The organism is Solwaraspora sp. WMMA2080 (genome assembly GCF_027497395.1).
Taxonomy (GTDB): Bacteria; Actinomycetota; Actinomycetes; order Mycobacteriales; family Micromonosporaceae; genus Micromonospora_E.
In genome coordinates, this window is record NZ_CP114910.1 from 1,193,950 (window position 1) to 1,217,882 (window position 23,933).

Here is a 23,933-nt window from a genome sequence, read left to right on the forward strand (position 1 = left end):
TGCTAACGAACGTGTGAACAGGGTGTCACGCACCGGGTTTGATGGAGACATCGAAACCTGGAAGGAGCACCAGCGATGCCCGCACCGAAGAAGTACTCCGACGAGCTGCGTGAGCGCGCGACCCGGTTGGCGGTCGAGGCCCGCCGGGACCCGGCGTCCGCGGTGGGCGCGATCCGGCGGATCGCTGACCAGCTCGGGGCCCATCCCGAGGCGTTGCGGGTCTGGGTGAAGCAGGCCGAGACCGACACCGGAGGGCGGCCGGGCACCACCAGCGGCGACGCCGGCCCCAGTGGCAGCGCGTTACGGCAGGCCCGGCAACGACTCGGGCCGGCCCCGCAGGGTACGGCGATGTCCGGGGTGAAACGGCAGTACATGGGCTGCGCCGGTCGGGTCTCCAAAAGGCATCAACACGGTCTACCTGGCCTACGCGCGGGAACGGACCGGCCACGCCCGGATCACCGCCCGGCAGTGGATCCCCGCCGAGCAAGTCACCGACCCGGATACCGCCGCGCGGACCGGGCTGCCCCGCACGCGGAGTTCCGCACGAAGGGCCAACTCGCGATCGACCTGTGCACTCACGCGTACGCCGACCTGCCCAAGGTCGTCGACACGATGCAGCGCCTGGCGCTGCTCTGGTGTCCCGAACTGCCTCAGCTCAAACGGGCCGAGCGGCGATGGGCGGCGTACGTCGAGCCGGCCGATCTGTCCCTGCTGCGCGGCGACACCCTCCTGCACACCGACTACAGCCCGGACAACGTGCTCATCGACGGGGACGCGGCCCGCCTGATCGACTGGGCATGGCCGACGCTCGGCGCTGGGTTCATCGACCCGAGCTGTCTGATCGTGCGCCTGATCCTCGCCGGGCACACCTCGGAGCGGGCCGAAGCGTGCGTAAGCCCAGCGCCAGCTTGGACCAGCGCCCCGACCCGGGCCGTCGACGTCTTCGCGTCCGCCCTCGCCCGGATGTGGGCGCAGATCGCCGCCGCCGACCCGAACCCCTGGAAGAACGGCATGGCCGAGGCTGCCCTGGCATGGGAAGCGTACCGCCGCGCCACGTTGCGAATGACAGAGAGTAGTGAGTCTTGACCATCGGATGATCGGCCGGAATGATCTACCCATTCCGGTCGATCGTCATATGTCGATGGGAAGACCATGGGGACTGTTATCCGCCGGCTTGGCCGGATGCTCGCCGCCTGCGCCCTCGTCGCCGCCACCGCCCTCGCGGGCGTTGTCGTAACAGGTGGCGCGGCCCACGCAGACGGCTGCTACACGTGGGGACGCACCCTCTCCCAGGGGATGTCCGGTAATGACGTCAAGCAGCTGCAGATCCGCGTCTCGGGCTACCCGGGCTACGGCGCGGTGCTCGCCCTCGACGGGGCGTACGGCCCGGCCACCCGGTCTGCGGTGATCCGCTTCCAGCAGGCCGACGGCCTCGCCGCCGACGGCGTCGCCGGCCCGCGGACCTTCAACAAGATCTACCAGCTCCAGGACAACGACTGCACGCCGGCCAACTTCAGCTACGCCGAGCTGAACAACTGCAACAGCAGCTGGTCCGGTGGCGCGGTGTCCGCCAGCACCGCCAAGTTCAACGCCCTCGTGTCGATGTGGAAACTGCAGGCCATGCGGCGTGCGCTCGGCAACGTACCGCTCTATGTCAGCAGCGGCTTCCGCAGCTACTCCTGCAACAGCGCGGTCGGCGGCGCCTCCAACAGCCGGCACCTGTACGGCGACGGCGTTGACCTGGTCGGCTCGCCCTCGTTCTGTCGGATCGCCCAGCAGGCCCGCTACCACGGCTTCAGCAACATTCTCGGCCCCGGCTACCCCGGCCACAGCGACCACACCCACCTGGGCGCCACGCCGAGCCGGTCCTGGTCCGCGTCGAGCTGCGGCATCTGAGGGGATCACCGGCGGTCAGGGCCGGCCACCCGGTGCCGGGACCCTGGATCACGCGCCTACCGGACACAATGAACAGATGGACACCGTCGCGCAGCTGACCATCGTCCGCCACGGGCAGAGCACCGCGAACGCGGCCTTCGCCGACGCCCACGCCCGAGGTCTGGCCGACCACGGCCTCACCGGCCGCGACGCCGACATCGAGCTGACCGCGCTCGGCTGGCAGCAGGCCACCCACCTCGGTCGCTGGCTCGCCACCCGACCCGCCGACCAGCGGCCCGACGTGGTTGTCTGCTCCCCGTACCTGCGGGCCCGTCAGACCTGGACCCGCGTGGCCGGCACCGCCGCCGCGCTCGGCGTACCGTGCCCGGAGGCGGTCGTCGACGCGCGGTTGTGCGACCGGCTGATGGGTGACCTCGAACTGTTCACCCCGCTGATGATCACCCAGCGGTTTCCGGCCGAGGCCGCCCGGCTCGCCGCAGACGGGCCGTACGCCTACCGCCCGCCCGGCGGTGAGACGTTCGGCGACGTCGTCGCGCGCGTCAAGGCCGTCCTGGCCGGGCTGGAGCGTGATCACGCCGGCCGGCGTGTCCTGGTCGTCGCCCACGACGCGGTGGTCATCGCGGCCCGGCACATCCTCGACGGCCTGCCGTTCACCGAACTTGACGCGATCATCGCGACCACGCCGGTCGCCAACGCGTCGATCACCCGCTACGTCGCCACCGGTGACGGCCTCGAACTGGTCGAGTTCGCCACCACCGCCCACCTGCCGCCGTGACTTCTACTGCCGCTCAGGCTGACGGGCGGCGCAGCCGATAGCGCAGGTGAAGGACCCGGTTGCCCTGAATGATCACGTCAGGATCGTCCAGGAGGTGCTGTGTGTCGACCGACCCGAAGAAGCGTTTGCCGGACCCGAACACGACGGGTACGACGTCCATGCGTACCTCGTCGACCAGGCCTGCGGCGAGCGCCTGGCCGCCGACGTCGCCTGCGGCGACCTCGACCAGACGGTCGCCGGCGAGCTCCTGCGCCGTGGCAACGGCCGCCTCGACGCCGTCGACGAAGTGGAACGGCGCCTCCGGGTCCCAGCCCTCCGGGGCCGGCCGGTGTGTCACGACGACCACATGCTCGACCCCGGCCGGAGGCGTGCCGCCCCAGCCGTCCGTCATGTCGAAGACGTGCCGGCCGACGATCGTCACCCCGATCTGGTCCCAGTACGGCCGGATGTAGTCGTAGGAGATCTGCGACACCGTCAGGCCGCCGCTGTCGTCCAACGGGACGTCACCGCTGGACAGCCAGTCGAACAGCGGTCCGGGCTGGTCCTTGACGTCGGCGATGAAGCCGTCCACCGACACCGAGCTGTACATGACCACCGTGCCCACGGGCTCTCCTCTGCGTCCGGATGCCTCAAGTTAGCGTGCCGTGAGCTGGTGTTCTTGTAGAGAATCAATCCGCCGCTAGCGGCCAGCGGTCCAGCACATGGCCGGGATGCTCACGTAGGAACCGCCGCCGGACCTCGACGTACCGGGTCGGCGTGAGCCCGGTGAACGCCCGGAACTCGTGGCCGAAATGCGCCTGGTCGAAGTAACCCGCGCCGCTGGCGAGCTCGGCCCAGTCGACCGGTCCGGCCGGGTCGATCGCGAACACGGTGGCGGCGAAGCGGTACGTGCGGGCCAGCCGCTTCGGCGTGACGCCGACGAGCTCCTTGAACCGCCGCGCCAGATGGGTGCTGCTGACACCGGCCGCCGTGCCCAGGTCGCCGATCGCGACCGCCCCCCGGGTCGCCGTGATGACGCCGCTCGTGTGGCGGACCAGTCCCAGACCGGCGGTCGCGCGCAGCCGTCGCGTCAGCTCCTCCTCAAGCAGCGTCAGCATCTGCTGCGGCGTGTCCGCCGCAGCCAGCCGGTCTCGCAGCTCGGCGACGGCGGCCCGACCCCACACCTGTTCGATCGTCACCGGCCGGTCACACAGCTCGGCGGCCGGCATCGGCAGGAACGGGGCCAGCCCCCACGGTTTGACGTGCACGCCAACCGACCGGGTCCGGACCGGGTAGCTGAAGTCGTACGCGCGGGTGGGCGTGGTGACCACGCAGCCGTCGGCGTATTCGGCCGTCTCGATGTCGGTGCCGGCGCGGATGCGAAACGGTGCCCCGAGGTTGACGATGAGCAACGCCGCCGGCGTCGGCAGCAGCGTCAACCGGGCGTACGGCGGCGTACCTTCCAGGTAGTAGAGGTCGTCGATTATCCCGTCCAGCGGTGGTCGCGGCACTCTCGACACGTACTCCATGCCCACAGCATCACCGACGCCCCCACAGTTCAACGTCGGCCACACCGCACTGACCCAAAATGGAAGCAGCGCCTGGTCCGGTGGCGTGATGTCCGCCAGCAGCGGCGAGTTCGGCCTCGATCAGATCAGCGGCCCGGTCGGCGCCGCCCGCCGACCGGGCCTGCCGCTTCAGGTCGGCGCTACGGGCCGCCACGTCGGGGTCCGCTGTGAGGGCGAGCAGCGTCCCACGTAGCTCCGCCGCGGTGACGGTGGCCGAGTCGACGATCCGGGCGACGCCCAGGCTGGCCAGCTGCTCGGCGTTCGCGAACTGGTCGGCCGCCTGCGGTACGGCGATCATCGGGGTCCCGCAGTAGAGGCCTTCGCTGCTGCCGCCCATGCCGGCGTGAGTGACGAAGCCGTCGGCCTGCTCCAGTACGGCGAGCTGCGGCACCCACGGGTGGACCTCGACGCTGTCCGGAACAGGACCGAGCTCGGCGGGGTCGACGTGGCTGCCGATCTGCAGCACGGTGTGCCAGCCGGGCAGGTCACCGAAGGCGGCGACGCACCGGCGGTAGAACTCGGCCTGCCGGGTGAAGGCGGAGCCGAGGGAGACCAGCAGTACGTTGTCGACGCCGTCCGGTCGGACCCAGGTCCCCTGGTGGGAGCGGTCACCCAGGACCGGGCCGACGAAACTGTAGACGGACCGGTCCACCCGGTCGGCGTGCGGCTGGAGCGCCTCCGGGGGCAGCACGAGGCTGCGCATCGGCCGGCCCTGGAACGCCATGCTGTCGGTGACCGACGAACCCTCCGAGGCCAGCCACTGCTCGAACCGCCGGTAGTAGTCGGCGCCGCGCGGATCGGCCCGCATCGCCTCGACGACCGACGCCATCTCCTGTTCGTAGCCGTCCCAGGCCACGAACGTCGACGACAGCTGGACGGCCGGAATGCCCCACTGCTCGCCGAGCAGCCGGGCCGGTGCGCCGGCGATGTCGTAGAGGAACAGGTCCGGCCGGTCGTCGGCGTAGGCGGCCCGCAGTTGCGGCAGCATGGCGATGGCGTCGTCGAGGAAGAGCGTGAGCTGCTCGATCGGGTCCTCGGTCCCGGATCCACCGTCGCCGGGCAGCGTCGTTTCGTACGGCTTCAGCTCGGCACCGGTGCGCTCGATGACGTCGGCGAAGGCGGGGTCGTTGGCGTAGGTGACCCGGTGGCCGCGCTGCACGAGGGTACGGATGATCTCCAGGCTCGGGTTGACGTGGCCGTGGAACGGGATGCTGACCATGGCGATGTGCGGCACGGGGACCTCCGGAGCTTGGAGACGAGACGTTTCGTCTCGTCAACAGCGAAGCATGGTGTCCCGAGCGCGTCAAGACGAGACGTACCGTCTCGCAGTAGGCTGTCGTGGTGACCCCACAGCCCGCCCGTCGCAGCGAGCAGTCCCGCCGCGCGATCCTCGCCGCCGCCCTGGCGCTACTGACCGAGCAGGGCTACCCCGCCGTCACCGTCGAGGCCATCGCCGCCCGGGCCGGGGTCGGCAAGCAGACCATCTACCGCTGGTGGCGCGGCAAGGGGGCGGTCATCCTGGACGCGCTCGCCGACAACCTGCCGGAGGTCCTCGCCCTGCCCGACACCGGCGACCTGCGGGCCGACCTGCGTCAGGTGCTCCGGGCCACCGTCGCCGAGTTCGCCGATCCACGACTGTCCGCCACCACCCGCGCCATCACCATCGAGACACTCGCCGACGAGGAACTGGCCGACCAGGCGCGCGACCGGCTGCTCCGCCCCCAACTGGACATGGTCCGCACTCGGCTGGAGGCCGCCCGCGACGCCGGCCAGGTCCGCCCCGACGCCCCCCTGGACCAGGTCGTGGAGCTGTTGTTCGGCCCGCTCTACCATCGTTGGCTGCTGCGCACCGGCCCGCTGACCGACGAGTACGCCGACAGCATCGTCGACCTCGTCGTCGCCGCCGTCACCCCCGCCGGTGCCTCCACCGGCACCGCTGCCAGCACCCGCTGAGGAGCACGCAATGACCGAGCCGTACGACACCGGGGTGCTCGACGTCGGCGACGGCCACCAGCTCTACTGGGAGGTCTGCGGCAACCCCGACGGCGTACCCGTCGTCGTGTTGCACGGCGGGCCGGGCAGCGGATGCACGCCCCGGCACCGCCGGACGCTCGACCCCGAACGGTTCCGGCTCGTAGTGTTCGACCAGCGCAACTGCGGACGCAGCACCCCGTCGGCCGCCGACCCCGCCACCGATCTGAGCACCAACACCACCGCCCACCTCGTCGCCGACATCGAACGGCTGCGTGAGCACCTCGGCATCGACCGCTGGGTCGTGTACGGCGACTCCTGGGGCGCGACGCTGGCCCTGGCGTACGCGACGAACCACCCCGACCGGGTACGCGGCATGATCCTCGTCGCGGTCACCATGACCCGCCGCTGCGAGGTCGACTGGCTGTACCGGGGTGCCGGCCGCTTCTTCCCCGAAGCGTGGCAGCGGTTCATCGCCCACGCCGGCCTGCCCGGCTACCGGCTGCCGACCGACACCGAGCCGCCGATCGAGCCGGTGCTGCTGCGCTACGGCCAAGTGCTCGCCCACCCCGACCCGGCGGTACGCCAGCGGGCCGCCGACGAGTGGTGCGCCTGGGAGGACGCGCTGATCTCCGAGGAGCACAACGGCAACCCGGGCGCGTACTCCGACCGGGAGCTGCGGCAGCGGCTCACGATGACCCGGATCTGCGCGCACTACTTCGGCAACGGCGCGTTCCTCGCCGACGGCGAAATCCTGCGCAACGTGCCGAGACTGGCCGGGATCCCGGGGGTGCTGATCCACGGGCGCACCGATGTCAGCGGTCCGGCGATCACCCCGTGGGAGATCGCGCAGGTCTGGCCCGACGCGCGGCTGCACATCATCGGCGACGCCGGCCACACCGGCACCGCCACGATGCGGCGCGTCCTGGCCGACGCCGCCGACACGATGGCCCGCACGCGGCCATGCCACATCGCGCTCGATCTCGATGGTCGGACGGGGCGGTTCAGTGAATGACGTTCCAGACCTCGGGCCCCTGCCGCAGCGCATCACCGTCGACGCGGAGCAGGTACGTCAGCTCATCACCGACCAGTTTCCGCACCTGGCGAACCTCCCGATTGAGCCTGTGGCCAACGGCGGCTGGGACAACTGGACCTTCCACCTCGGCCCCGACCTGCTGGTACGGCTGCCCAGCGCCGCCGAGTACGCCCTGGCGGTCGACAAGGAACATCGGTGGCTGCCGGACCTCGCCGCTCGGCTGCCGCTGCCCGTTCCCACCCCAATGGCGAAGGGCGAGCCAACTGCGGGCTATCCGTACCCGTGGTCGATCTACCGGTGGCTCGACGGCGAGTCGGCGAGGGCGGACCGCATCGCCGACCCGACGCGATTCGCGAACGACCTGGCCGAGTTCCTGGCAGCCTTGCAGGGCGTCGACGCCGCTGGCGGCCCGCAGCCGGGTCTCCACAACTGGTTCCGGGGCGGCACCCTACGCACGTACGACCAGGAGGTTGAGCACGCGCTCGCCGAGTTGGGCGACCACGTCGACGCTGAACTGGTGCGCGAGGTCTGGGCAGCGGCGATCGACGCCCGCTGGGACGGTGTCGACCGTTGGTTCCACGGAGACATCGCCCCGGGAAACCTCCTCCTTGTTGACGGACAGTTGGCGGCCGTCATCGACTTCGGCACCTGCGGCGTCGGCGACCCGGCCTGCGACCTGGCGATTGCCTGGACCTTGCTGACCAGCGACAGCCGGCACGCATTCCGCGCGCGGCTGGCGGTGGATGACGCGACGTGGGCACGCGGACGAGGCTGGGCACTCTGGAAAACCCTCGCCAGCTGCTCCAATGCCTCGGCAGATCCCGAGAAGGCAGAAGAACTCGCGAACGCGCACCGTATCCTCGCCGGAATCTGCTCCGAATTCACGGCCAACGTTGTCACCGAGACTCGCCCGTGACGGCGGCCGACGCCTGGCCCCGGCGCTCTCGCCCAGCCGACCAGTGGCGCAGGTCCTCAGTTCGGTAGCCGGGCCACCATCCGGCCGGTGACGTCGTCGAGGCGCCACGGTCCATCGTGCCGCGAATCAAATGCGCCGTCTCGGTGGTCGCCGAGCAGGAACACCTGGCCGGCGGGCACGGTCACCGGCGTGCATTCGGTGTAGGTGCCGGCCGGCAGGTACGGCTCGTCCAGCGCGGCACCGTTGCGGTACACCAGGCCGTCGCGGCAGGTCAGCTCGTCGCCGGGTAGGCCGATCACCCGCATGGTCCGGGCCCGGTCGACCGGGTCGAGCACGACGACGTCGCCGACGTCCACGCCGGTGACCCGGTACGCCACCCGGTCGACCAGCATCCGCTGCCCCGCATCGATCGTCGGCGACATCGACCACGACGGTACGTACACGACGGTCAGCACCCACTGTTGTGCCACGGCGGCGAGCAATGCCACGACGAGCACGCCGGCCGTGGCGCGCCGTACCGCCCAGCGCAGAACTGCCCGAGCGGCCCGTCGAACGGGGTTGTGGCCGGCGGCCGTCGGGGTCAGCGGCGGGGCCGGCTTGGAGCTGGGCATCGTCAAGCCTCCTGGATGGTCGGGCGGGGCGCGGGCGCGGCGTGGCCGGTGGCGCGGCGGCGGGACTGGGCGTTGGCGGCTTCGTTGTGCTGGGCTTCAGCCAGCCGGGTCCGCGCGAGAGCCGCGCCGTCGGTGGTGAGCCGGTACACGTGCCGGGGTGGCCGGCCAGGGCTGGCTGGTTCCCGCCACTGCGCCTCCAGCAGGTGCTGCTCGGTCAGGCGCATCAGGATCGGATAGAGCGACCCGCTGGCCAGGCCGGTTTCCTTACTGAGCTGGTAGCCGTAGCGCCAGTCGTCGGGCGCGGCCAGGAAGCAGGCGAAGATCCGCAGGGTCTGCGGTGAGCTGTTCGGTCGGCGCGGCATGGCCAAACTCTACATATATCGACTAAGCAGGTCCAGCCCTGTCCCGCGTGGATCTTCCGCCGGTCGACGGCAACGACGCCAAGCCGATCGGGACGGCTCATCACCCGTCATCGAGGGACCCATGACCGGCGCCGCTCGGCCGCTGCCGATTTCTCCCGATCGCATCGTGGCCGGAACATACGCGGTGATGGCGGCGATCAGTGACCTGTCGACTATCCCGCCCGCCTGCTCGACTAAACGGATGGCCGGCGTTTTCGACGCATTCCGCGATTTTTGGGTGACCGTCACCCTGCATGTGGATCCGGTCGAGATCGGCGGTTTTCCGACCAGGCCGGCGGTTGTCCGTTCCGGCGTCTATCTCGCCTTTCGCTCCGACCTTGCGCCTCTGCTGTGCCTGGTCGCGGCCCAGGATCCCGGCAGGTCGGTCCCGCATGAAGGCGTTGACCAGGCAAGGGACGGGGCGACGGAGGGACGCCTCGTCACGAGGACGTGCTGCGCGGCTATGAGAGTCTCCCCGGCGGGCTGCCGTCGATGGCGACCGGTTGCTAGGTATTGACATCGATCGCGCATCGCGGCAGGCTTTGCGAAACCGCCTGATGGCAGTCGATATTCCTCCTCAGCGATGGTGGAAATGCGTAGAGATTCGATGCGTGTCGCCCTGCTCACCACCACTCAACACGGCCACCTGAATCCGTACATTCCCGTGGTCAATGCGCTTCAGTCCGCCGGCAGTGACGTCGCGTTGCTGCTGTTGTCGGCCGACGGTGGCGTGCTCGACGAGCAGCGCGGCCAGGCCCTGGGCAAGGCGGAGGTGCACGCGGTCGGGCAGGTCGAGATGGCACCGTGGAGCGACGATCCGGCGAAGATCGGCCCGATGCTGCAGTTGTCGCCGGTGGCCGAGCAGACAGCCGACGTACTGCGCGCGACGGCACCGGATTTCGTGCTCGTCGACTCGCTGCCGGTCACCGCGTCGGCCATGGTCGGCACACATGCGTCCGGCGTGCCGTACGGGATGATCTGGGCCAATCTGGGTGGGGTGTGCCCCGCTGCCCATCGGCGCGGTCGCTGGCTGTACGACGAACAAGTCGGTAACTATCTGACCAGGCACGGGGTGATGTGGTCGATGCGTACCCATTCGGCGCGTTCACCGATTCTCAATCTGATGCCGACGATCCCCGCCCTGGTCGGCGACGACGCGGTCACCGACGACGGGGTGCAGCTGGTCGGCCTGCCCGGTGCGGCGGGCGCCCGCGGCGACGAGGTCACCTTCCCCCGCCTGGACCGGATCGACCCCGACCGTCCGCTGGTGTACGTCTCCTTCGGCACGATCTTCTACCGACGGCCGGACCTGCTGCGTACGGTGATCACCGGAGCGGCGGCGACCGGGGCGCAGGTGATCGCGTCGGTCGGCGACCTCACCGAGGAGCTGGCGCTGCCCGACGACGTGCTCACCGCCCCGTACCTGCCGCAACGCGAGGTGCTCGAACGCGCCGACGTGTTCATCACCCACGGCGGATACAACTCGGTGGCGGAGTCGATCCGTGCGCAGACCCCGATGCTGGTGATCCCGCTGGCCGTTGACCAGCCCATCCAGGCGTACTTCGTGGACAGCGCGGGCTTCGGCACGGCGTTGGAGCCGGCGGGCGTCACCGAGCAGGCGGTCACTGACGCGGTCACTGATCTGCTCGACCCCGCCCGGGACTACCGGGCCCGGCTGCGCGCGGCGCGGCCGCAGTGCGGCGACTCCGCCGCGCGCACCGCCGAGCTGGTCATCGGCACGATCGAGACGCTTCAACGGGAGGGGCAACGGTGACGATCGAACTGCAGCGGCCGGTGGTCGACCCGATCGTGGTGGACGATCTCGAACGGCTCTCGTTCCAGGTGGACCGTCGCGCCTACACCGACGACGACCTGGCAGCGCAGGAGACGACCAGGATCTTCGATCGCTGCTGGTTGTACGTCGGGCACGAGTCGGAGGTGCCCGGGCCGGGCTCGTACGTGGCACGCGACGTCGGCGGGCGCCCAGTGGTGATGACACGCGGCTCCGACGGAGTGGTCCGGGTGTTCGCGAACAGCTGCACCCACCGCGGGGCGCTGATCTGCTCACAGCCGGCCGGGCAGGCCCGGTCGTTCCGGTGTCCTTACCACGACTGGACGTTCTCCAACCAGGGCGACCTGGTCGGCGTCCCGATCCCGGACGGGTACGGGCCCGGTTTCCGCAAGGCGGACTTCGGCCTGGCGCGGCACCGCAGCGACAGCTACCGGGGGTTCGTCTTCGTCACCTTCGACCCGGAGCAGCCGCGCACCCTGACCGAGTACCTGGCGGGTGCCACGGAGTACCTCGACCTGATCGACGACCAGTCCGAGGTCGGGATGGAGGTGATCCAGGGTGCCCAGCTGCACGGTGCCCGGGCCAACTGGAAGCTGATGATGGAGAACAGCGTCGACATCTACCACTTCCGGGCCCTGCACAAGCGGTACGTCAGCTACATGGAGTCGCTGGGGTCGGTGCCACCGCGACGCCGGGGCGGCTTCGGCCGCGCCCTCGGGCTGGGGCACGGCGCCAACGAGCTGCCACCGGCGGCGGCCCGCCCGCTCGCCTACTGGACGCCGATGTTCGGCGCCGAGGTGCGGCCCCGGATCGAGGCGACGGCCGCCCGGTTCGTCGACCGGTTCGGCGCGCAACGCGCCGAACGGATCACCGGCACCAACCGCGCGTTGCTGATCTTCCCCAACCTCATGATCATCGACGCGATCGCGATCACCATCCGCAAGATCGACCCGGTCGGCGCGGACCAGATGGCGATCACCTCGGTCGCCCTGGCCCCCCGAGACGAGGACCCCGACATCCGGGAACTGCGCAAGAGCCACTATCTGACGTTCCTCGGTCCCGCCGGCTTCGCCACCCCCGACGACATCGAGATCATCGAGTCGTGCCAGCGGGGGTACCTCAACCGCGCGGTCCGCTACTCGGACCTGTCGCGCGGCATGAACAAGGCGGTCCCGGAGACCACCGACGAGCTTCCCGCCCGCGAGTTCTGGCGGCAGTGGGACCGGCTGATGCAAGGGGCGTGACGACGATGATCACCGAGCTGACGGTCGACGACGAGGCCCAGGTGCGGCTGTGGCACCGGGTGAGCCAGTTCCTCTTCCGGGAGGCGCGGCTGCTCGACGAGTGGCGGCTGCGCCAGTGGTACGACGAGATACTGACCGCCGACATCCGCTACTCGGTGCCGGCCACCGACGTGCGGGGCGACACGGCCGACGCGCTCGGGCTCATCGACGACGACGCCGCCCGGCTGCGCCAGCGCATCGAACAGCTACTCAACGGCGAGGTGTGGTGCGAGAACCCCCGGTCGCGGACCAACCGGATGATCACAAACGTGGAGATCCTGGCCGACCGGGGCACCCACCTCGACGTGGCGGCGAACGTCGTCGTGCACCGGTTCGGGCACGGACGCTCCGACGCGTACGTCGGCAAGTACCGGTTCGAACTCGTCGTCGACGGCGGGATGTTCCGGGTCCGCCGCCGGCTCGTCGTGCTCGACCACGAGACGCTGTACGAGCACGGCAAGCTCAGCATCATCCTGTGACCGGCCAGTGACGGCGGCCACCCCGGGCGGCGCCCCACCCGTCGCCGCCTTCGGGCCGCCGGGTCTGCCCCGCGAGGTGTACGTCCTCAGCGTCGTCGGTGGCTGCGTCATGCTGGGCCTGGGACTGGTGCTGCCGGTGCTCCCGGTGTACGCGGCGACGTTCGGGGCCGGGCCCGCCCAGATCGGCGCGCTCGTCGCCCTGTTCGCGTTGATGCGGCTGGCCACCAGCCCGTTCTGCGGCCGGCTCGCAGCTTGGTTCGGCGAACGGCGGGTCCTGGTCGCCGGCCTGCTGCTGTGCGCGGTCTGCTCGGCCCTGGCGGCGTTCGCCGGATCGTACGGGCAGCTGCTCGTGTTCCGCGGCCTCGGCGGCGTCGGCTCGGTGCTGTTCTCGGTGTCCGCGCTGGCGACACTGCTGGCGGTCGCCCCCGCCGACCAGCGGGGCCGGGCCAGCGCCGTGTTCGAGGCCGGCTTCCTGCTCGGCGGCATCTGCGGGCCCGCGCTCGGCGGGCTGCTCGCGCTCATCGCCCTGTCCGCGCCGTTCCTGGTGTACGCCGCGCTGCTGCTGGCCGCCACGGTGCTGACCCTGGCGGTGCTGCGGACCGACGCGCGCCACGGCACGGACCCGGGCCGTGCCGCAGTCCGGCTGCCGGTCCTGCTGCGGGACCGGCGCTACCTGGTGGCCTGTACGGCGGCGCTGGCGCAGGGCTGGGTCCTTTTCGGACTACGCAGCGCGCTGGTGCCCACGGTGGTCGTCGCGTGGGGACACGACGTGGCCTGGGTCGGGTGGGCGTTCACCATCTCCGCCGTCGTCCAGGCGTTGCTGATCGTCCCGGCCGGCCGGGTCGTCGACCGGGCCGGGCGGCGCCCCGCCATGATCGCCGGCACCGGGGTGGCCGCGACGGCGATCACCGCCCTGGTGTTCGTGGACACCTACCCCTGGCTCGTCGTCGGACTCTGCGCGTACGCGGCGGGATCAGCTCTGCTCAACGCCGCGCCGGCCGCGCTGATCGGTGACGTCGTCGCCGGCCGGGCCGGCAGCGGCGTCGCCGTCTTCTCGATGTGCACCGACGTCGGCGCCGTCGTCGGCCCGGTCGTCGTCGGGCTCGTCGCCGAGCAGGCGGGCGCTGCGGCCGCCTTCGGCAGCGGCGCCGCGCTGCTGGTCGTCGCCTTCGCGGCGGCGTGGACGTTGACCACGGTTCGACCGACGACCGCTGTCCCACCGACCCGAAGGAGTTGATCACATGGACCGGCCGGCTGCCCGACGTGACCGGGGCGAGGCCATGTTCCAGCAGGTCTTCGGCCGCGAACCGCGCCCCGGTTCCTACCCGGAGTTCCTGCAGATCACCGTCGACCACCTGTTCGGCGAGATCTGGACCCGCCCGCACCTGAGCGTCGAGGAACGCGAACTGGTCGCGTTGACCGCGGTCACGCTGGCGCGCACCGACTGGGAGCTGCGCGGCCACATCGGTGCCGCCATGCACCTCGGGATGTCGCGGGAGAAAATCGTCGAAGTCATTATTCAGCTCGCCTACTACGGTGGCTGGCCGGTCGCCAACAACGGGTTGCGCGTCGCCCAGGAGGTCTTCGCCGAGCTGGACGGCGTCACCGGGAAGGACCCGGACGATGACCAGTGAACCGTCCGCACTCGACCCGGCCGAGAAGGTCGACCTGTGGCGCCAACGGTTCTTCGAGGCCCAGGCGGCCGCAGAGGAGTTCATCCTGGGAGAACACGGCGAGGAAGGCCTGGCCGCGTGGATCCAGGCAAACTCGCGCATCACCGCGGAACTGCTGCGGGCGCAACGGCCCGCCGGAGTGTCCGCCACCGACCACTTCATGACCCGGCTGCAGCGTCAACTGTTGCTGTACGACTCGGCGGTGACCCGCGAGCCACAACCCTCGGGCACCGTCCTGCGCAACGCCGACTGCGGGATCCTTCGGTACCGCAGACGGGCCGCCCGCGCCGGCGTCGTGCTGACGTTCTCGTCGCCGTGCCCGTACTGCCAGAAACTCAACACGGCGATCGCCGCCCGCTACGTGGAACCGGACGTCACGGTGTCGTGCGACCAGGCCGGCGACGGGTGCACCTGGCGCGCGGAGTCCGCTCACCCGCCGGAAGGCGACGACGCGGCCGGGTCGCCGCAGCGGGGCCGGACCGGCGGTTGAACCACCGGCAACGCCGTCCGCGCGTCCGCCGGTGACCGGCTGACGTCGAGTGTCATGGCGAGCTGCCGGCCCACCGCCACACACAGGTCGACCGCCGCGGTACGGGTCAGGTCCTGATGCTCGCCCTGGGCGACGCACGCCGACGCCACGTTCCTGTTCCGTAGCCGCAGGTACCACGGGAACAACGAACCCAGCGCGGGCTCGGTCAGCATCGTGCGCGAATGCACGATCGTCCCCACCAGCAGGTTGCCGAACGGGCGCTGCCCGGCGTTCATGAAACTCTTCAACCGCTCCTGGAAGATCTTCAACACCGCCGGTACGTTGCCCGCGTACACGGGCATGGCGAGCAGCATCGCCTGCGCGCCCTCGGCCAGGTCGACGACCTGCGCGAAGTCGTCGTCGAGTGTGCACCGACCCACCTCGGGGTCCAGGCAGGTGTCCTCGCCCTCGCACATCGCGATGCGATGGTCGATCAACCGGATCCGCTGGATCCGCGCGTCGCTGACCTCCCGGACGACACCGCTGATCGCCGCCTCGAGCAGCGCGTCGGTCAGCGACGGCAGACGCTTCTGTGTGCAGGACAACGCGATGATCTTCACCCGAGGGGCCTCCCCTGTCCGCTCAGCGCCACGGTGGACCGGCCACCTGACCATGCGTACGTGGCCGCTCACCGAGACAGCCCCAACCTACCGGGCCGCCTGCCCGCTTGGGTCAGGGCGCAAACCTCGGCCAGGTGGAGAAGCAGTGGCGAATCTCGTTGACCTGTGTCGCGGTCAGCCCATAGATCTCGCGGAAGACGGCGTCGTCCATCCGGTCCAGCCGCTGCATGGCATCGGTGAAGTCCTCCTCGGTCAGACCAGAATCCGCCTGCCGGGCGAGCTGGATCAGCCGATTTCTGGAGTAGCGGGCTAGGGCGGCGGCAGTATCGATGTAATCGCGAGGGGCAGCCCGGGTAGCGAGTGCCACCACCTTTGAGGCAACCACGTCATCAAGGTGCAGCACCGGCCCGATCTGCATCATGACCGGCTGGTGGTGCCGGTCGAACCGCACCATCTGCAGCCGCACCGTCTGGTCCCCGCGACGCACCTCGCACTCGACGAGATCATGCTCGAAACCGTCGAAGACGTCGCCGAGGTCGGCTGAATCCGTGACCGCCTCGACGTGCAGTCCAGCACGACTCAGGGTCGACATCACCAGGTCGGCAGCCGCGGTGACCCCACCGGACTGGTCCGTGAACAGGTCGACGTCTTCGGTCGGCCGGTCCACCACGCCGTATGCGATCAGCGCGTGTCCGCCTGCTAACGCGAAGCCGTGTCGCTGGGCCACGGCGAGCGCCAGCCGTGCCACCTCGGCCTGGAACTCCTCTGATGTCACGCGGCGGCGGGCTGGTGGGCGCTGCGCAGCTGCGGGTGCCGTTGCTCCCAGGCCTGTCTGACGCCACGTGGAACCCACAGGTCCGGCCAGAGCCGGACCAGCGTCGGGCCGTGCAGCCAGGTGACCAGCTCGACCGGGGTGACCGCCTCGACCAGGACGGTTTCGTACATCCACCGCAGCAGTGCGGGGTTGTCGAGGTTGACCCGGCGGTCGGGCTGCCAGTGCAGCCGATGCGGCAACTCGACGACGCCACTGACTGGTCCGCGCAGCTGCGCGAGGTCAGCAACGACTGCCGCGCGACGACCCGGCCGAGCCAGGTACGGCACGATGCCACCCTCGGCTTCGCTGCGTCTCACGTCATACAGGGTAGCGGGCGATCCCGTCGCGAGCTGGCCCTACGGTGTCGACGCGGCGGGCCTGAGCCGGTTGTCGGCTACGCCGAACCAGCGGGGCAGGTGGTGGAGCAGATCCTGCTGGTCGTCGCCGACCCAGGCCACATGGCCGTCGGGACGCAGCAGGACGGCGGCTACGTCCAGGTCGTCGCTGGCGTCGACGACGTGGTCGACCCGGTCCACCCAGCCGGTGACCGACAACCGGCCGGTCTGGTCGAGCAGCAGTCCACGGCCGCCACGCGTCAGCTCGTACAGGCGGCGGCCGCCGGTCAGCGCTACGTCGCGCAGCCGCCGGCCGAGCAGGTCGTGGGCTGAGCCGCCACCGCCGTCGCCGTCCTCGCCGCCGACGTCGTAGCGGATCCCGATGGCGGTGACCTTCTCGATCAGGCGGCGGTTGACCTCCTCGATGTCCATCAGCTCGGCGAGCAGCCGGCGCACCGCCTGCGGGCCCGGCTCGGTGGACAGCAGTTCCATCTGCGCCCGGGTGTTGTCCAGCACGGCGGCCGCCACCGGGCGCCGTTCGGTGTGGTAGCTGTCGAGCAGCCCGCCGGGCGCCCAGCCGGCGACCTCGGCCGCGAGTTTCCAGCCGAGGTTGAGCGCGTCCTGGATGCCGAGGTTGAGGCCCTGGCCGCCGAGTGGCGGATGGATGTGCGCGGCGTCGCCGGCCAGCAGGACCCGGCCGACCCGGTAGCGCTGCGCAAGCCGGGTGGCGTCACCGAACCGGGACAGCCAGCGCGGTGAGTGCACGCCGAAGTCGGTGCCGGCGGTCACCCGCAGTTGCCGGGCGAACTCCTCGATGGTCGGTGCGACGCTACGGTCGGCGGCCACCCCTGCGGCGGGCACCACCAGCCGGTACACGCCGTCGCCCAGCGGCGCGGCCCCGAACCGCTTCTCGGTGACGCGGACCTCGGCGACCACGGCGGCGACGGTCTCCGGCGCTACGGCCACCGTCATCTCGCCCAGCAGGGTGTCGACCCGGGTCGGTTCGCCGGGAAAGGCGACGCCGAGCAGGTTGCGCACCGTGCTGCGGCCGCCGTCGCAGCCGACCAGGTAGCGCGAACGCAGCCGGGTCCCGTCGGCCAGTTCCGCGGTCACCTGACCGTCGTCTTGGCGCAGGCCGACCAGTTCGCAGCCGCGCCGGATCTCGGCACCGAGTTCGGTGGCGCGTTCGGTCAGCAGGCGGTCGGTGACGGGTTGCGGGATGGCGAGCACGTACCCGTGCGCGGTGTCCAGCCGGTCCGGCGCGGGTTTGTCGATGCCGGCGAAGCCGCCGAACGGATACCGCTGGCCGTACGCGAGGAACCGGTCCAGCAGGCCACGCTGGTCCATGATCTCGATGCTGCGCACATGCAGGCCGCCCGCGCGGACGTGGCTGGTCGGCTCCGTGTCCTTTTCCACGACGAGTACGGACACGCCGTGCAGCCGTAACTCGCTGGCCAGCATCACACCGGTCGGCCCACTGCCGGCAATGATGACGTCGAACATTCGGTTCCCCCATTTCTGCGATCAGCCATCCGGGCAGCGTCGATCAGCGGACACACGTACGTGAATCCGCGCGTTTTCGCAGCTGACGGCTTCGGTCGCACATTCTGCGCCGCGACCCGGGTCTTGCCGCAAGGTCCCCTATGCGATATACGTTGAATACGGCGAGGAACGGTTGCTTCCTTGCCGTATTCAGTCGGCCTCGCGTGTCGTACGGAGGGCTACGGTCGGCCGTCGAGGAACATCCGCAGCCGGGTCAGGGTCTGCTTGTCGTCGCCGGGCAGGTGCCCGTTGACCGCGCGGCACACCCAGCCCAGGCGCGATGCCACCCGGGTCGCGGCCACCAGGTCGCCGGTGAACCGTTCGGCGTACGGCGCCAGGTAGGCGTCCCGGAACGGCGCGGTGTCGACCGAGTCCCGCACGTCGTCGAGCCCCCACGCCAGCCCACCGTCGAGGGTGACCGACAGGGTGAGGAACGGGTGCGACACGCAGGCGTCGCCCCAGTCCATGATGAGGTGGCGGCCGTCGCGGACGAAGACCTGCGCGTCGTGCAGGTCGTCGTGCTGCAGCAGCTCCGGCAGCCCGTACTGCGCGAGCTCGGCGCACAGGTCGGCCACCATCGGTGCCGCGTCGCGGAACCGTCGCTCGGCGCCGACGGCGTCGATGATCCGTGCGTACGCCTGCGGCAGGGTGGCCAGCCGCCGGTCGGGCACGCCGAGGGCGAGCAGGTCGTCGACGTCGTCGGCCAGGTCGAGCTGCACCGCGGCGAGCCGGCCGTCGATCCAGTCCCGCACCCAGGCCAACCACTGCGGATCCCGCCACCGTCTGTCATCCACGGCCGGTGATGCTAGTCAGCCGTCGACGTCGGCCGACACTCGTTCTAGCCGGCCGGGCCAGCCGGCAATGTGGGATCAGTCGTGGTCGGGGGTTCCGGTCAGGTAATGGTCGGCGGCGTACAGGGCCTCGGTGACCAGGCGGCGGACGTGGCCGCCGCGTGCCCGGTAGAGCACCCGGCGGCCGTCACGGCGGCTGGCGACCAGGCCGGCGAGCAGCAGTTTCGCCAGGTGCTGCGACACGGCGGGGCGGGCGGCGCCGACCGCCGCCGCGAGGGTGCCGACGTCGTGTTCGCCGCCGCGCAGCTGCCACAGCAGGCGTAGCCGGGTCGGGTCGGCCAGCATCTTCAGCGCGGTCACCGCCGTGTCGACATGGGCGCCGGTCGGTTGCTGCTGCCCATCCGTGGCACCTGCAGCGTTGTCGCGTGCGTACATGAGCACGTATTCTGCCATCGCCATGGACCACGACCACCACCGTCACGACCACCACCCGCACGGTCACCGGCATCCGGTGCGGCGGGCCCGGTGGCGACGGGCGCTGCACCGGCTCACCCCGCACACCCACGACACCGCCGCCAAGGTCGACGACTCCCTCGAAGCGTCCCGCGACGGACTCCGCGCCCTGTGGATCTCCCTGGCGGTCCTCGCCGCCACCGCCGCCGCCCAGGCCGTCATCGTCGCCGCCAGCGGCTCGGTGGCGCTGCTCGGCGACACCCTGCACAACGTCACCGACGCGCTCACCGCCGTACCCCTGGCGATCGCGTTCCTGATCGGCCGGCGCGCCGCCACCCGCGCCTACACGTACGGGTTCGGCCGCGCCGAGGACCTCGCCGGCGTCGTCATCGTGGTCGTCATCGCCGGCTCGGCGATCGCCGCGGGCTGGACCGCCGTCGACCGGCTGATCCACCCGACGTCGATGACCCACGTGCCGTGGGTGGCCGCCGCCGGGGTCGTCGGCTTCGCCGGCAACGAGATCGTTGCCCGCTACCGGATCCGGGTCGGCCGGCGCATCGGCTCGGCCGCGCTGGTCGCCGACGGGCTGCACGCCCGTACCGACGGATTCACCTCACTGGCCGTCGTCGCCGCAGCCGGGGGCGCGGCGGCCGGCTGGCAGTGGGCCGACCCGCTGGTCGGCCTCGCGATCACCGTCGCGATCGGGTACGTGCTGCGTGACGCCGCCCGCGAGGTGTACCGGCGGCTGATGGACGCCGTCGACCCGGCCCTGGTCGACATCGCCGAAACGACCCTGCGCGCGGTGCCCGGCGTCCGCGACGTGACAGCGGTACGGCTGCGCTGGATCGGCCACCGGCTGCACGCCGAAGCCGACCTCGTCGTCGACGCCGACCTGAGCCTGCTCGCCGCGCACGAGGTGGCCGCCGACGCCGAACACCAGCTCACCCACGCCGTACCCCGGCTGGTGTCGGCGACCGTGCACACCGACCCGGCCGGGCACGCCGGGGCGCACCACCACGTCACGTTGTCGCACCGCCGCCGGGCCGCGACGCTGCGGTAGAAGCTGTCAGCCGGTCACCTTGGCGACGAACGCGGCGACGGCGGCCCGGGTCCGGGCGGTCTTTTCTTGCAGGGTCAGTGATTCCGGCAGCCTGGCGCCCGGCCCCGGGTCCTTCCTGCCGCGCACATACAGCGAGCAGGCGAGGTCGCCGCACAGGTAGGTGCCGACCGAGTTGCCCTGCTGGCCGGCCCGGCCCGCCTTCGGCGCGACCATCAACGACACCCCGGCCTGCGGCGCGGTCAGGCAGATCGAGCACATGGAGCGCCGCAGGTGGCGGGCGGCCGGATCGGGGCAGCGCAACGCAACCGCCGCCGGACGGCCCGCCAGCTCGGTGACCAGGTAGGCACGGGCCGGCGACTGCGGGTCGCGCCAGCCGAGGAAGTCCAGGTCGTCCCACGGCCGGCCGGCGAGGTCACGCGGCACGTACAGGCGTTTCGTCTCTCCCTTGGTGCAGTTGACGAACGCGGCGCGGATCTCCTGCTCGGTCAGTGGTGTCATACCGGCCAGGCTAGTTTTGCCTAAAGGTATTAGGCAAACGCATAATCAGTGTCGGTTCGACGGAGGAGGCGGTACGGATGGCGCGGGCCGGACTGAACGTGCAGCGGTTGACCACGGCCGGCGCGGAGCTGGCCGACGAGATCGGCTTCGACCAGGTGACCGTCTCCGCGCTGGCCCGCCGCGTCGGCGTCGCCGTGGCCAGCCTGTACGCGCACGTCCGCGGCTCCGACGACCTGAGGACCCGGATCGCCCTGCTCGCCCTGGCCGAGCTCGCCGACCGGGCCGCCGACGCCGTCGCCGGCCGGTCCGGCAGGGACGCGCTGGCCGGGCTCGCCGACGCCTACCGCGACTACGCCCGCGAGCACCCCGGCCGCTACGCCGCCGCCCGGCTGCGGCTCGACCCGGCCACCGCCGCAGCCAGCGCCGGCGGCCGGCACACCCGGCTGCTGCGCGCCGTGCTGCACGGCTACCGGATGCCCGAACAGGAACAGACCCACGCGGTACGGCTGATCGGCGCCACCATCCACGGCTACCTCGACCTGGCGGCCGCCGGCGGGTTCAGCCACAGCGACCCAGACCCGCAGGACAGCTGGCCCCGCATCCTGGACGCACTCGACGCGTCGCTGCGCCACTGGCCCGGCGCGCCGACGGATGTCGATGTGTAGGCAACCGCCTGGTGTATTAGCAACCCGGCTGACACGAGGATCGATCCATCCAGATCGGACGGATCGATTCCCGCAGGAGGACGCATGATCGTGCCACCCCTGTCGATCCGCCGGATCGGCGCGCGGCCGGCACCGTACTGGTCGGTGGTCTGCTGGCCAGCCCGGCGGCCGCTGCCGCCGGGCCCGCCCCCGAACTCGGCGGTGAGGCCGCCCTGGCGCTGGCCGACCGGCTGGGTGACCGGTCCGCCGGGGCGTACCGGGACGAGGTCACGGGTGACCTGGTGGTGACCGTGACCGATGAGACGGCCGCCCGGGTGGTCCGGGCCGCGGGTGGGGTGGCCCGGACCGTCGACGGAGTCGCCAACGCCGGCACCACGGTGGCCAGCAGCTTCCCCGGCAACGACTACGGCATGGTCCGCTGGGACAACCCCAACGCCAACCGGCCCGGCGCGGTCAACATGTACAACGGCAGCACCCGTGACATCAGTCGGGCCGGCAACCCGTACGTCGGGCAGGCGGTCGGTGCCAGCGGCAGTACCACCGGGCTGACCCGGGGGTCGGTGAACGCTGTGAATGTCACGGCGAACTACTCGGCCGGCGCGGTGAACGGGCTGTTCCGGACCAATCTGTGCACCGCCGGTGGTGACAGCGGCGGCGCGGTGTTCGCCCACAACACAGCCCTGGGCCTGCACTCCGGCGGAGTTGTCGGCGCGTGCATCTCCTTCCACCAGCCGGTGACCGAGGTGCTCGCGGCGTACAACGCCCGGGTGTACTGACCGGCACCGGTGACGGGCCCGGCCCGTCGGATCAGCCGGTCAGGTTGAACCGACGGGCCCAACCGGTCAGATCGGCGACGGTGACGTTGCCGCCGCAGACCACCAGGCCGAGCCGGACGTCCGGGCCGACCCGCTCGATCACCCGGCGGGCGGCCGGCAGCAGGCACCCGGCCGCTGGCTCCGCCCACACCTTGGCGTGCTCGGCCAGGTCCAGGCTGCCGCGCACCGCCTCCGCGTCCGACACCACCAGCACGTCGCTGACCAGTCCGGTGACGTGGTCGTAGGTCAGCTGCGACACCGTCGGCGCGCTCAACGTCGACACGATCGACGACAGTTTCACCGGCACGGGGCCGCCGTGCCCGCAGGCCTGCGCCATCGCCGACGCGCCGTCGGTCTCCACCCCCCAGACCCGGATGCCGGGCCGGCGGGCCCGCAGCGCGGCCGCCACCCCGGAGATCAACGCGCCGCCGCCGACGCTGACCAGCACGTCCGTCGGTGCCGTCCGGTCGTCGGCGAACGCGTCAGCCGCCAACTCCAGACCGACGGTGCCCTGCCCGGCGACCACCACGGGGTCGTCAAAGGGATGCACCATCGCCAGCCCGTCGGCCCGCAACCGCGCCGTCAGGTCGAACGCCTCGTCCATGGTGTCGACCACCCGCACCGTCGCCCCGGCGGCGATGGCGACCTCCACCGCCCGCTCCGGCGCGGAACGCGGCATCACCACCGTCGCCTTCACGTCCAGGGCCTGCGCCATCACCGCCACCGCGATGCCGTGGTTGCCGCCGCTGACCGCCACCACGCCGGCCGCCCGCTGCCCGTCGTCGAGGGTCAGCAGCTTCGCCGCCGCGCCCCGCGCCTTGAACGACCCGGTACGCTGCAGCAGCTCCAGCTTCGCCGTCACCGGTACGCCGAGCAGCCCGGACAGGCCGGGGCTGGGCACCGTCGGCGTCCGCACCACATGGTCGGCGATCCGCCGCGCCGCCGCCTCGATCTGCGCGACGTCAATGATCATCATGCCCTCCGGGTGCACTGGTCAGCAGCGCTACCAGTATGCCCACCGGTACGGCGACCCGTTCACCCGCGCCGGGCCACCTCGTTCAGCACCACTGCGGCGGTCAACAGCGCCGTCGAGCCGAGCAACGGGACATGCCCGGCCAGGCGGGACCGGATGTCACCACCGTCGTCCGCCTCCCGGCCACGCCGTTGCGGCGTCGACAACGCCCCCCACAGCACCACAGCGATCGAGGTGGCGCCCAGCCCCATGACCACCAGCGCGGTCCACCGCTGTCCCATGTTCAACTGCCGCGCGACGGCGAACACGGTGAGTCCGACCGCGACGGCCACGACCACGGCCGCCCCGGCGGCGAACAACGAGTCCCGGTCCGGTCGCGCCATGTCGCCATTGTGGCAGGTCCACTCGCCACGGCCCGGGGAGGCGGCACCGGTCAGCGTCGGGCACGTGGCCGGAAGTCGCCCACAAATGGGCAATGGCACGGTGTGCAGCGCCGCCGCCAGCGGCGATGATGATCG

The 23,933-nt window shown here is 71.2% G+C and carries 31 protein-coding genes; 17 read left to right on the top strand and 14 right to left on the bottom strand.

Annotation, left to right across the window (positions count from 1 at the left end):
* Window positions 1–75 precede the first annotated feature (75 nt).
* The 3 genes from O7543_RS05265 (at window position 76) to O7543_RS05275 (ending at window position 2,671) form a co-directional block, all read left to right on the top strand.
* Window positions 76–1,086 (top strand): transposase, encoded by a 1,011-nt coding sequence (locus O7543_RS05265; RefSeq protein WP_281554887.1) that lies wholly within the window; start codon window positions 76–78, stop codon window positions 1,084–1,086.
* 210 nt (window positions 1,087–1,296) lie between these two features.
* Complete coding sequence (locus tag O7543_RS05270; protein WP_348650074.1) at window positions 1,297–1,896, top strand: D-Ala-D-Ala carboxypeptidase family metallohydrolase; 600 nt, start codon at window positions 1,297–1,299, stop codon at window positions 1,894–1,896.
* 76 nt (window positions 1,897–1,972) lie between these two features.
* Entirely contained in the window at window positions 1,973–2,671 is a 699-nt protein-coding gene (locus O7543_RS05275; RefSeq protein ID WP_281554885.1) for a histidine phosphatase family protein, read from the top strand.
* 13 nt (window positions 2,672–2,684) lie between these two features.
* Here the strand turns inward: O7543_RS05275 and O7543_RS05280 are convergent, their stop codons facing one another.
* The 3 genes from O7543_RS05280 to O7543_RS05290 form a co-directional block, all read right to left on the bottom strand.
* Window positions 2,685–3,275 (bottom strand): dihydrofolate reductase family protein, encoded by a 591-nt coding sequence (locus O7543_RS05280; protein WP_281554884.1) that lies wholly within the window; start codon window positions 3,273–3,275, stop codon window positions 2,685–2,687.
* Window positions 3,276–3,339: 64 nt separating this feature from the next.
* Entirely contained in the window at window positions 3,340–4,179 is an 840-nt protein-coding gene (locus O7543_RS05285) for a helix-turn-helix domain-containing protein (RefSeq protein ID WP_281554883.1), read from the bottom strand.
* A gap of 10 nt (window positions 4,180–4,189) precedes the next feature.
* Window positions 4,190–5,452, bottom strand: a complete 1,263-nt coding sequence (locus O7543_RS05290; protein WP_281554882.1) for a macrolide family glycosyltransferase — start codon at window positions 5,450–5,452, stop codon at window positions 4,190–4,192.
* A 107-nt stretch (window positions 5,453–5,559) separates the two neighbouring features.
* On the opposite strand from O7543_RS05290, the gene O7543_RS05295 reads away from it, so the two are divergent.
* From O7543_RS05295 to O7543_RS05305, 3 genes are read left to right on the top strand one after another with little or no spacing between them, the layout of a single operon-like run.
* On the top strand, window positions 5,560–6,171 hold the full coding sequence (locus O7543_RS05295; RefSeq protein WP_281554881.1) for a TetR/AcrR family transcriptional regulator: 612 nt from the start codon (window positions 5,560–5,562) through the stop codon (window positions 6,169–6,171).
* A 10-nt stretch (window positions 6,172–6,181) separates the two neighbouring features.
* On the top strand, window positions 6,182–7,204 hold the full coding sequence (pip, locus tag O7543_RS05300) for a prolyl aminopeptidase (protein ID WP_281554880.1): 1,023 nt from the start codon (window positions 6,182–6,184) through the stop codon (window positions 7,202–7,204).
* On the top strand, window positions 7,176–8,141 hold the full coding sequence (locus tag O7543_RS05305; RefSeq protein ID WP_281554879.1) for an aminoglycoside phosphotransferase family protein: 966 nt from the start codon (window positions 7,176–7,178) through the stop codon (window positions 8,139–8,141). Before pip ends, O7543_RS05305 begins: the two co-directional genes overlap by 29 nt.
* A 56-nt stretch (window positions 8,142–8,197) precedes the next feature.
* On the opposite strand, the gene lepB is transcribed toward O7543_RS05305, so the two are convergent.
* Together lepB and O7543_RS05315 are read right to left on the bottom strand one after the other, a co-directional pair.
* On the bottom strand, window positions 8,198–8,752 hold the full coding sequence (lepB, locus tag O7543_RS05310) for a signal peptidase I (RefSeq protein WP_281554878.1): 555 nt from the start codon (window positions 8,750–8,752) through the stop codon (window positions 8,198–8,200).
* Window positions 8,753–8,754: 2 nt separating this feature from the next.
* Window positions 8,755–9,114 carry a PadR family transcriptional regulator gene (locus tag O7543_RS05315; protein WP_281554877.1) on the bottom strand — a complete coding sequence of 120 codons (360 nt, stop codon included), beginning with the start codon at window positions 9,112–9,114 and terminating at the stop codon, window positions 8,755–8,757.
* 121 nt (window positions 9,115–9,235) lie between these two features.
* Here O7543_RS05315 and O7543_RS05320 point away from each other — a divergent pair, with 121 nt between their 5' ends.
* The 7 genes from O7543_RS05320 (at window position 9,236) to O7543_RS05350 (ending at window position 14,870) form a co-directional block, all read left to right on the top strand.
* Window positions 9,236–9,670 (top strand): hypothetical protein, encoded by a 435-nt coding sequence (locus tag O7543_RS05320; protein WP_281554876.1) that lies wholly within the window; start codon window positions 9,236–9,238, stop codon window positions 9,668–9,670.
* A gap of 90 nt (window positions 9,671–9,760) precedes the next feature.
* Window positions 9,761–10,927, top strand: coding sequence for a glycosyltransferase (locus O7543_RS05325; protein WP_281554875.1), 1,167 nt, complete (start codon window positions 9,761–9,763; stop codon window positions 10,925–10,927).
* Complete coding sequence (locus O7543_RS05330) at window positions 10,924–12,189, top strand: aromatic ring-hydroxylating dioxygenase subunit alpha (RefSeq protein ID WP_281554874.1); 1,266 nt, start codon at window positions 10,924–10,926, stop codon at window positions 12,187–12,189. The genes O7543_RS05325 and O7543_RS05330 overlap by 4 nt, the downstream gene beginning before the upstream one ends.
* Window positions 12,190–12,194: 5 nt before the next feature.
* Window positions 12,195–12,707: an aromatic-ring-hydroxylating dioxygenase subunit beta gene (locus O7543_RS05335; RefSeq protein WP_281555586.1), complete on the top strand. Its 513-nt coding sequence runs from the start codon at window positions 12,195–12,197 to the stop codon at window positions 12,705–12,707.
* 7 nt (window positions 12,708–12,714) lie between these two features.
* Window positions 12,715–13,944: an MFS transporter gene (locus O7543_RS05340; RefSeq protein WP_281554873.1), complete on the top strand. Its 1,230-nt coding sequence runs from the start codon at window positions 12,715–12,717 to the stop codon at window positions 13,942–13,944.
* Between the two features lie 4 nt (window positions 13,945–13,948).
* Complete coding sequence (locus tag O7543_RS05345; RefSeq protein ID WP_281554872.1) at window positions 13,949–14,341, top strand: carboxymuconolactone decarboxylase family protein; 393 nt, start codon at window positions 13,949–13,951, stop codon at window positions 14,339–14,341.
* Window positions 14,331–14,870: a hypothetical protein gene (locus tag O7543_RS05350; protein ID WP_281554871.1), complete on the top strand. Its 540-nt coding sequence runs from the start codon at window positions 14,331–14,333 to the stop codon at window positions 14,868–14,870. The genes O7543_RS05345 and O7543_RS05350 overlap by 11 nt, the downstream gene beginning before the upstream one ends.
* Here O7543_RS05350 and O7543_RS05355 read toward each other — a convergent pair.
* The 6 genes from O7543_RS05355 to O7543_RS05380 all read right to left on the bottom strand — a co-directional run bounded on the left by O7543_RS05355 (window position 14,810) and on the right by O7543_RS05380 (window position 19,386).
* A complete protein-coding gene (locus tag O7543_RS05355) occupies window positions 14,810–15,469 on the bottom strand; it encodes an NAD(P)H-dependent oxidoreductase (protein ID WP_281554870.1) in 660 nt (219 codons plus the stop codon). The genes O7543_RS05350 and O7543_RS05355 overlap by 61 nt on opposite strands.
* 112 nt (window positions 15,470–15,581) lie before the next feature.
* Window positions 15,582–16,244 carry a nucleotidyl transferase AbiEii/AbiGii toxin family protein gene (locus O7543_RS05360; RefSeq protein ID WP_281554869.1) on the bottom strand — a complete coding sequence of 221 codons (663 nt, stop codon included), beginning with the start codon at window positions 16,242–16,244 and terminating at the stop codon, window positions 15,582–15,584.
* The gene (locus tag O7543_RS05365) at window positions 16,241–16,600 is read right to left on the bottom strand and encodes a hypothetical protein (RefSeq protein WP_281554868.1); all 360 of its coding nucleotides are present in this window, start codon (window positions 16,598–16,600) and stop codon (window positions 16,241–16,243) included. Before O7543_RS05365 ends, O7543_RS05360 begins: the two co-directional genes overlap by 4 nt.
* Window positions 16,601–16,639: 39 nt before the next feature.
* Window positions 16,640–18,121, bottom strand: coding sequence for a rifampin monooxygenase (rox, locus tag O7543_RS05370; protein WP_281554867.1), 1,482 nt, complete (start codon window positions 18,119–18,121; stop codon window positions 16,640–16,642).
* A gap of 218 nt (window positions 18,122–18,339) precedes the next feature.
* A complete protein-coding gene (locus tag O7543_RS05375) occupies window positions 18,340–18,954 on the bottom strand; it encodes a hypothetical protein (RefSeq protein WP_281554866.1) in 615 nt (204 codons plus the stop codon).
* A 75-nt stretch (window positions 18,955–19,029) separates the two neighbouring features.
* A complete protein-coding gene (locus O7543_RS05380; RefSeq protein WP_281554865.1) occupies window positions 19,030–19,386 on the bottom strand; it encodes a metalloregulator ArsR/SmtB family transcription factor in 357 nt (118 codons plus the stop codon).
* Here O7543_RS05380 and O7543_RS05385 point away from each other — a divergent pair.
* Entirely contained in the window at window positions 19,385–20,464 is a 1,080-nt protein-coding gene (locus tag O7543_RS05385; RefSeq protein WP_281554864.1) for a cation diffusion facilitator family transporter, read from the top strand. The genes O7543_RS05380 and O7543_RS05385 overlap by 2 nt on opposite strands.
* A 6-nt stretch (window positions 20,465–20,470) precedes the next feature.
* Here O7543_RS05385 and O7543_RS05390 read toward each other — a convergent pair whose 3' ends face one another.
* A complete protein-coding gene (locus O7543_RS05390) occupies window positions 20,471–20,962 on the bottom strand; it encodes an FBP domain-containing protein (RefSeq protein ID WP_281554863.1) in 492 nt (163 codons plus the stop codon).
* A gap of 77 nt (window positions 20,963–21,039) precedes the next feature.
* On the opposite strand from O7543_RS05390, the gene O7543_RS05395 reads away from it, so the two are divergent.
* The 3 genes from O7543_RS05395 to O7543_RS05400 all read left to right on the top strand — a co-directional run bounded on the left by O7543_RS05395 (window position 21,040) and on the right by O7543_RS05400 (window position 22,403).
* Window positions 21,040–21,627: a TetR/AcrR family transcriptional regulator gene (locus tag O7543_RS05395; RefSeq protein WP_281554862.1), complete on the top strand. Its 588-nt coding sequence runs from the start codon at window positions 21,040–21,042 to the stop codon at window positions 21,625–21,627.
* An 84-nt stretch (window positions 21,628–21,711) separates the two neighbouring features.
* Window positions 21,712–21,915 (top strand): hypothetical protein, encoded by a 204-nt coding sequence (locus O7543_RS30145; RefSeq protein WP_348650075.1) that lies wholly within the window; start codon window positions 21,712–21,714, stop codon window positions 21,913–21,915.
* A 2-nt stretch (window positions 21,916–21,917) separates the two neighbouring features.
* Window positions 21,918–22,403: a S1 family peptidase gene (locus O7543_RS05400; protein WP_348650076.1), complete on the top strand. Its 486-nt coding sequence runs from the start codon at window positions 21,918–21,920 to the stop codon at window positions 22,401–22,403.
* Between the two features lie 31 nt (window positions 22,404–22,434).
* On the opposite strand, the gene O7543_RS05405 is transcribed toward O7543_RS05400, so the two are convergent.
* Both O7543_RS05405 and O7543_RS05410 read right to left on the bottom strand, forming a co-directional pair.
* Window positions 22,435–23,418: a threonine/serine dehydratase gene (locus O7543_RS05405; protein WP_281554861.1), complete on the bottom strand. Its 984-nt coding sequence runs from the start codon at window positions 23,416–23,418 to the stop codon at window positions 22,435–22,437.
* Between the two features lie 59 nt (window positions 23,419–23,477).
* A complete protein-coding gene (locus tag O7543_RS05410; protein WP_281554860.1) occupies window positions 23,478–23,798 on the bottom strand; it encodes a hypothetical protein in 321 nt (106 codons plus the stop codon).
* Window positions 23,799–23,933 lie beyond the last annotated feature (135 nt).

Bases quoted from the DNA above. Each gene is read 5' to 3' on its own strand.
- O7543_RS05265 (WP_281554887.1), top strand. From the start codon at position 76: ATGCCCGCACCGAAGAAGTACTCCGACGAGCTGCGTGAGCGCGCGACC.
- O7543_RS05270 (WP_348650074.1), top strand. From the start codon at position 1,297: ATGTCCGGTAATGACGTCAAGCAGCTGCAGATCCGCGTCTCGGGCTAC.
- O7543_RS05275 (WP_281554885.1), top strand. From the start codon at position 1,973: ATGGACACCGTCGCGCAGCTGACCATCGTCCGCCACGGGCAGAGCACC.
- O7543_RS05285 (WP_281554883.1), bottom strand. From the start codon at position 4,179: ATGGAGTACGTGTCGAGAGTGCCGCGACCACCGCTGGACGGGATAATC.
- pip (WP_281554880.1), top strand. From the start codon at position 6,182: ATGACCGAGCCGTACGACACCGGGGTGCTCGACGTCGGCGACGGCCAC.
- O7543_RS05305 (WP_281554879.1), top strand. From the start codon at position 7,176: ATGGTCGGACGGGGCGGTTCAGTGAATGACGTTCCAGACCTCGGGCCC.
- lepB (WP_281554878.1), bottom strand. From the start codon at position 8,752: ATGCCCAGCTCCAAGCCGGCCCCGCCGCTGACCCCGACGGCCGCCGGC.
- O7543_RS05315 (WP_281554877.1), bottom strand. From the start codon at position 9,114: ATGCCGCGCCGACCGAACAGCTCACCGCAGACCCTGCGGATCTTCGCC.
- O7543_RS05320 (WP_281554876.1), top strand. From the start codon at position 9,236: ATGACCGGCGCCGCTCGGCCGCTGCCGATTTCTCCCGATCGCATCGTG.
- O7543_RS05325 (WP_281554875.1), top strand. From the start codon at position 9,761: ATGCGTGTCGCCCTGCTCACCACCACTCAACACGGCCACCTGAATCCG.
- O7543_RS05335 (WP_281555586.1), top strand. From the start codon at position 12,195: ATGATCACCGAGCTGACGGTCGACGACGAGGCCCAGGTGCGGCTGTGG.
- O7543_RS05345 (WP_281554872.1), top strand. From the start codon at position 13,949: ATGGACCGGCCGGCTGCCCGACGTGACCGGGGCGAGGCCATGTTCCAG.
- O7543_RS05350 (WP_281554871.1), top strand. From the start codon at position 14,331: ATGACCAGTGAACCGTCCGCACTCGACCCGGCCGAGAAGGTCGACCTG.
- rox (WP_281554867.1), bottom strand. From the start codon at position 18,121: ATGTTCGACGTCATCATTGCCGGCAGTGGGCCGACCGGTGTGATGCTG.
- O7543_RS05385 (WP_281554864.1), top strand. From the start codon at position 19,385: ATGAGCACGTATTCTGCCATCGCCATGGACCACGACCACCACCGTCAC.
- O7543_RS05380 (WP_281554865.1), bottom strand. From the start codon at position 19,386: ATGTACGCACGCGACAACGCTGCAGGTGCCACGGATGGGCAGCAGCAA.
- O7543_RS05390 (WP_281554863.1), bottom strand. From the start codon at position 20,962: ATGACACCACTGACCGAGCAGGAGATCCGCGCCGCGTTCGTCAACTGC.
- O7543_RS05395 (WP_281554862.1), top strand. From the start codon at position 21,040: ATGGCGCGGGCCGGACTGAACGTGCAGCGGTTGACCACGGCCGGCGCG.
- O7543_RS30145 (WP_348650075.1), top strand. From the start codon at position 21,712: ATGATCGTGCCACCCCTGTCGATCCGCCGGATCGGCGCGCGGCCGGCA.
- O7543_RS05405 (WP_281554861.1), bottom strand. From the start codon at position 23,418: ATGATGATCATTGACGTCGCGCAGATCGAGGCGGCGGCGCGGCGGATC.
- O7543_RS05410 (WP_281554860.1), bottom strand. From the start codon at position 23,798: ATGGCGCGACCGGACCGGGACTCGTTGTTCGCCGCCGGGGCGGCCGTG.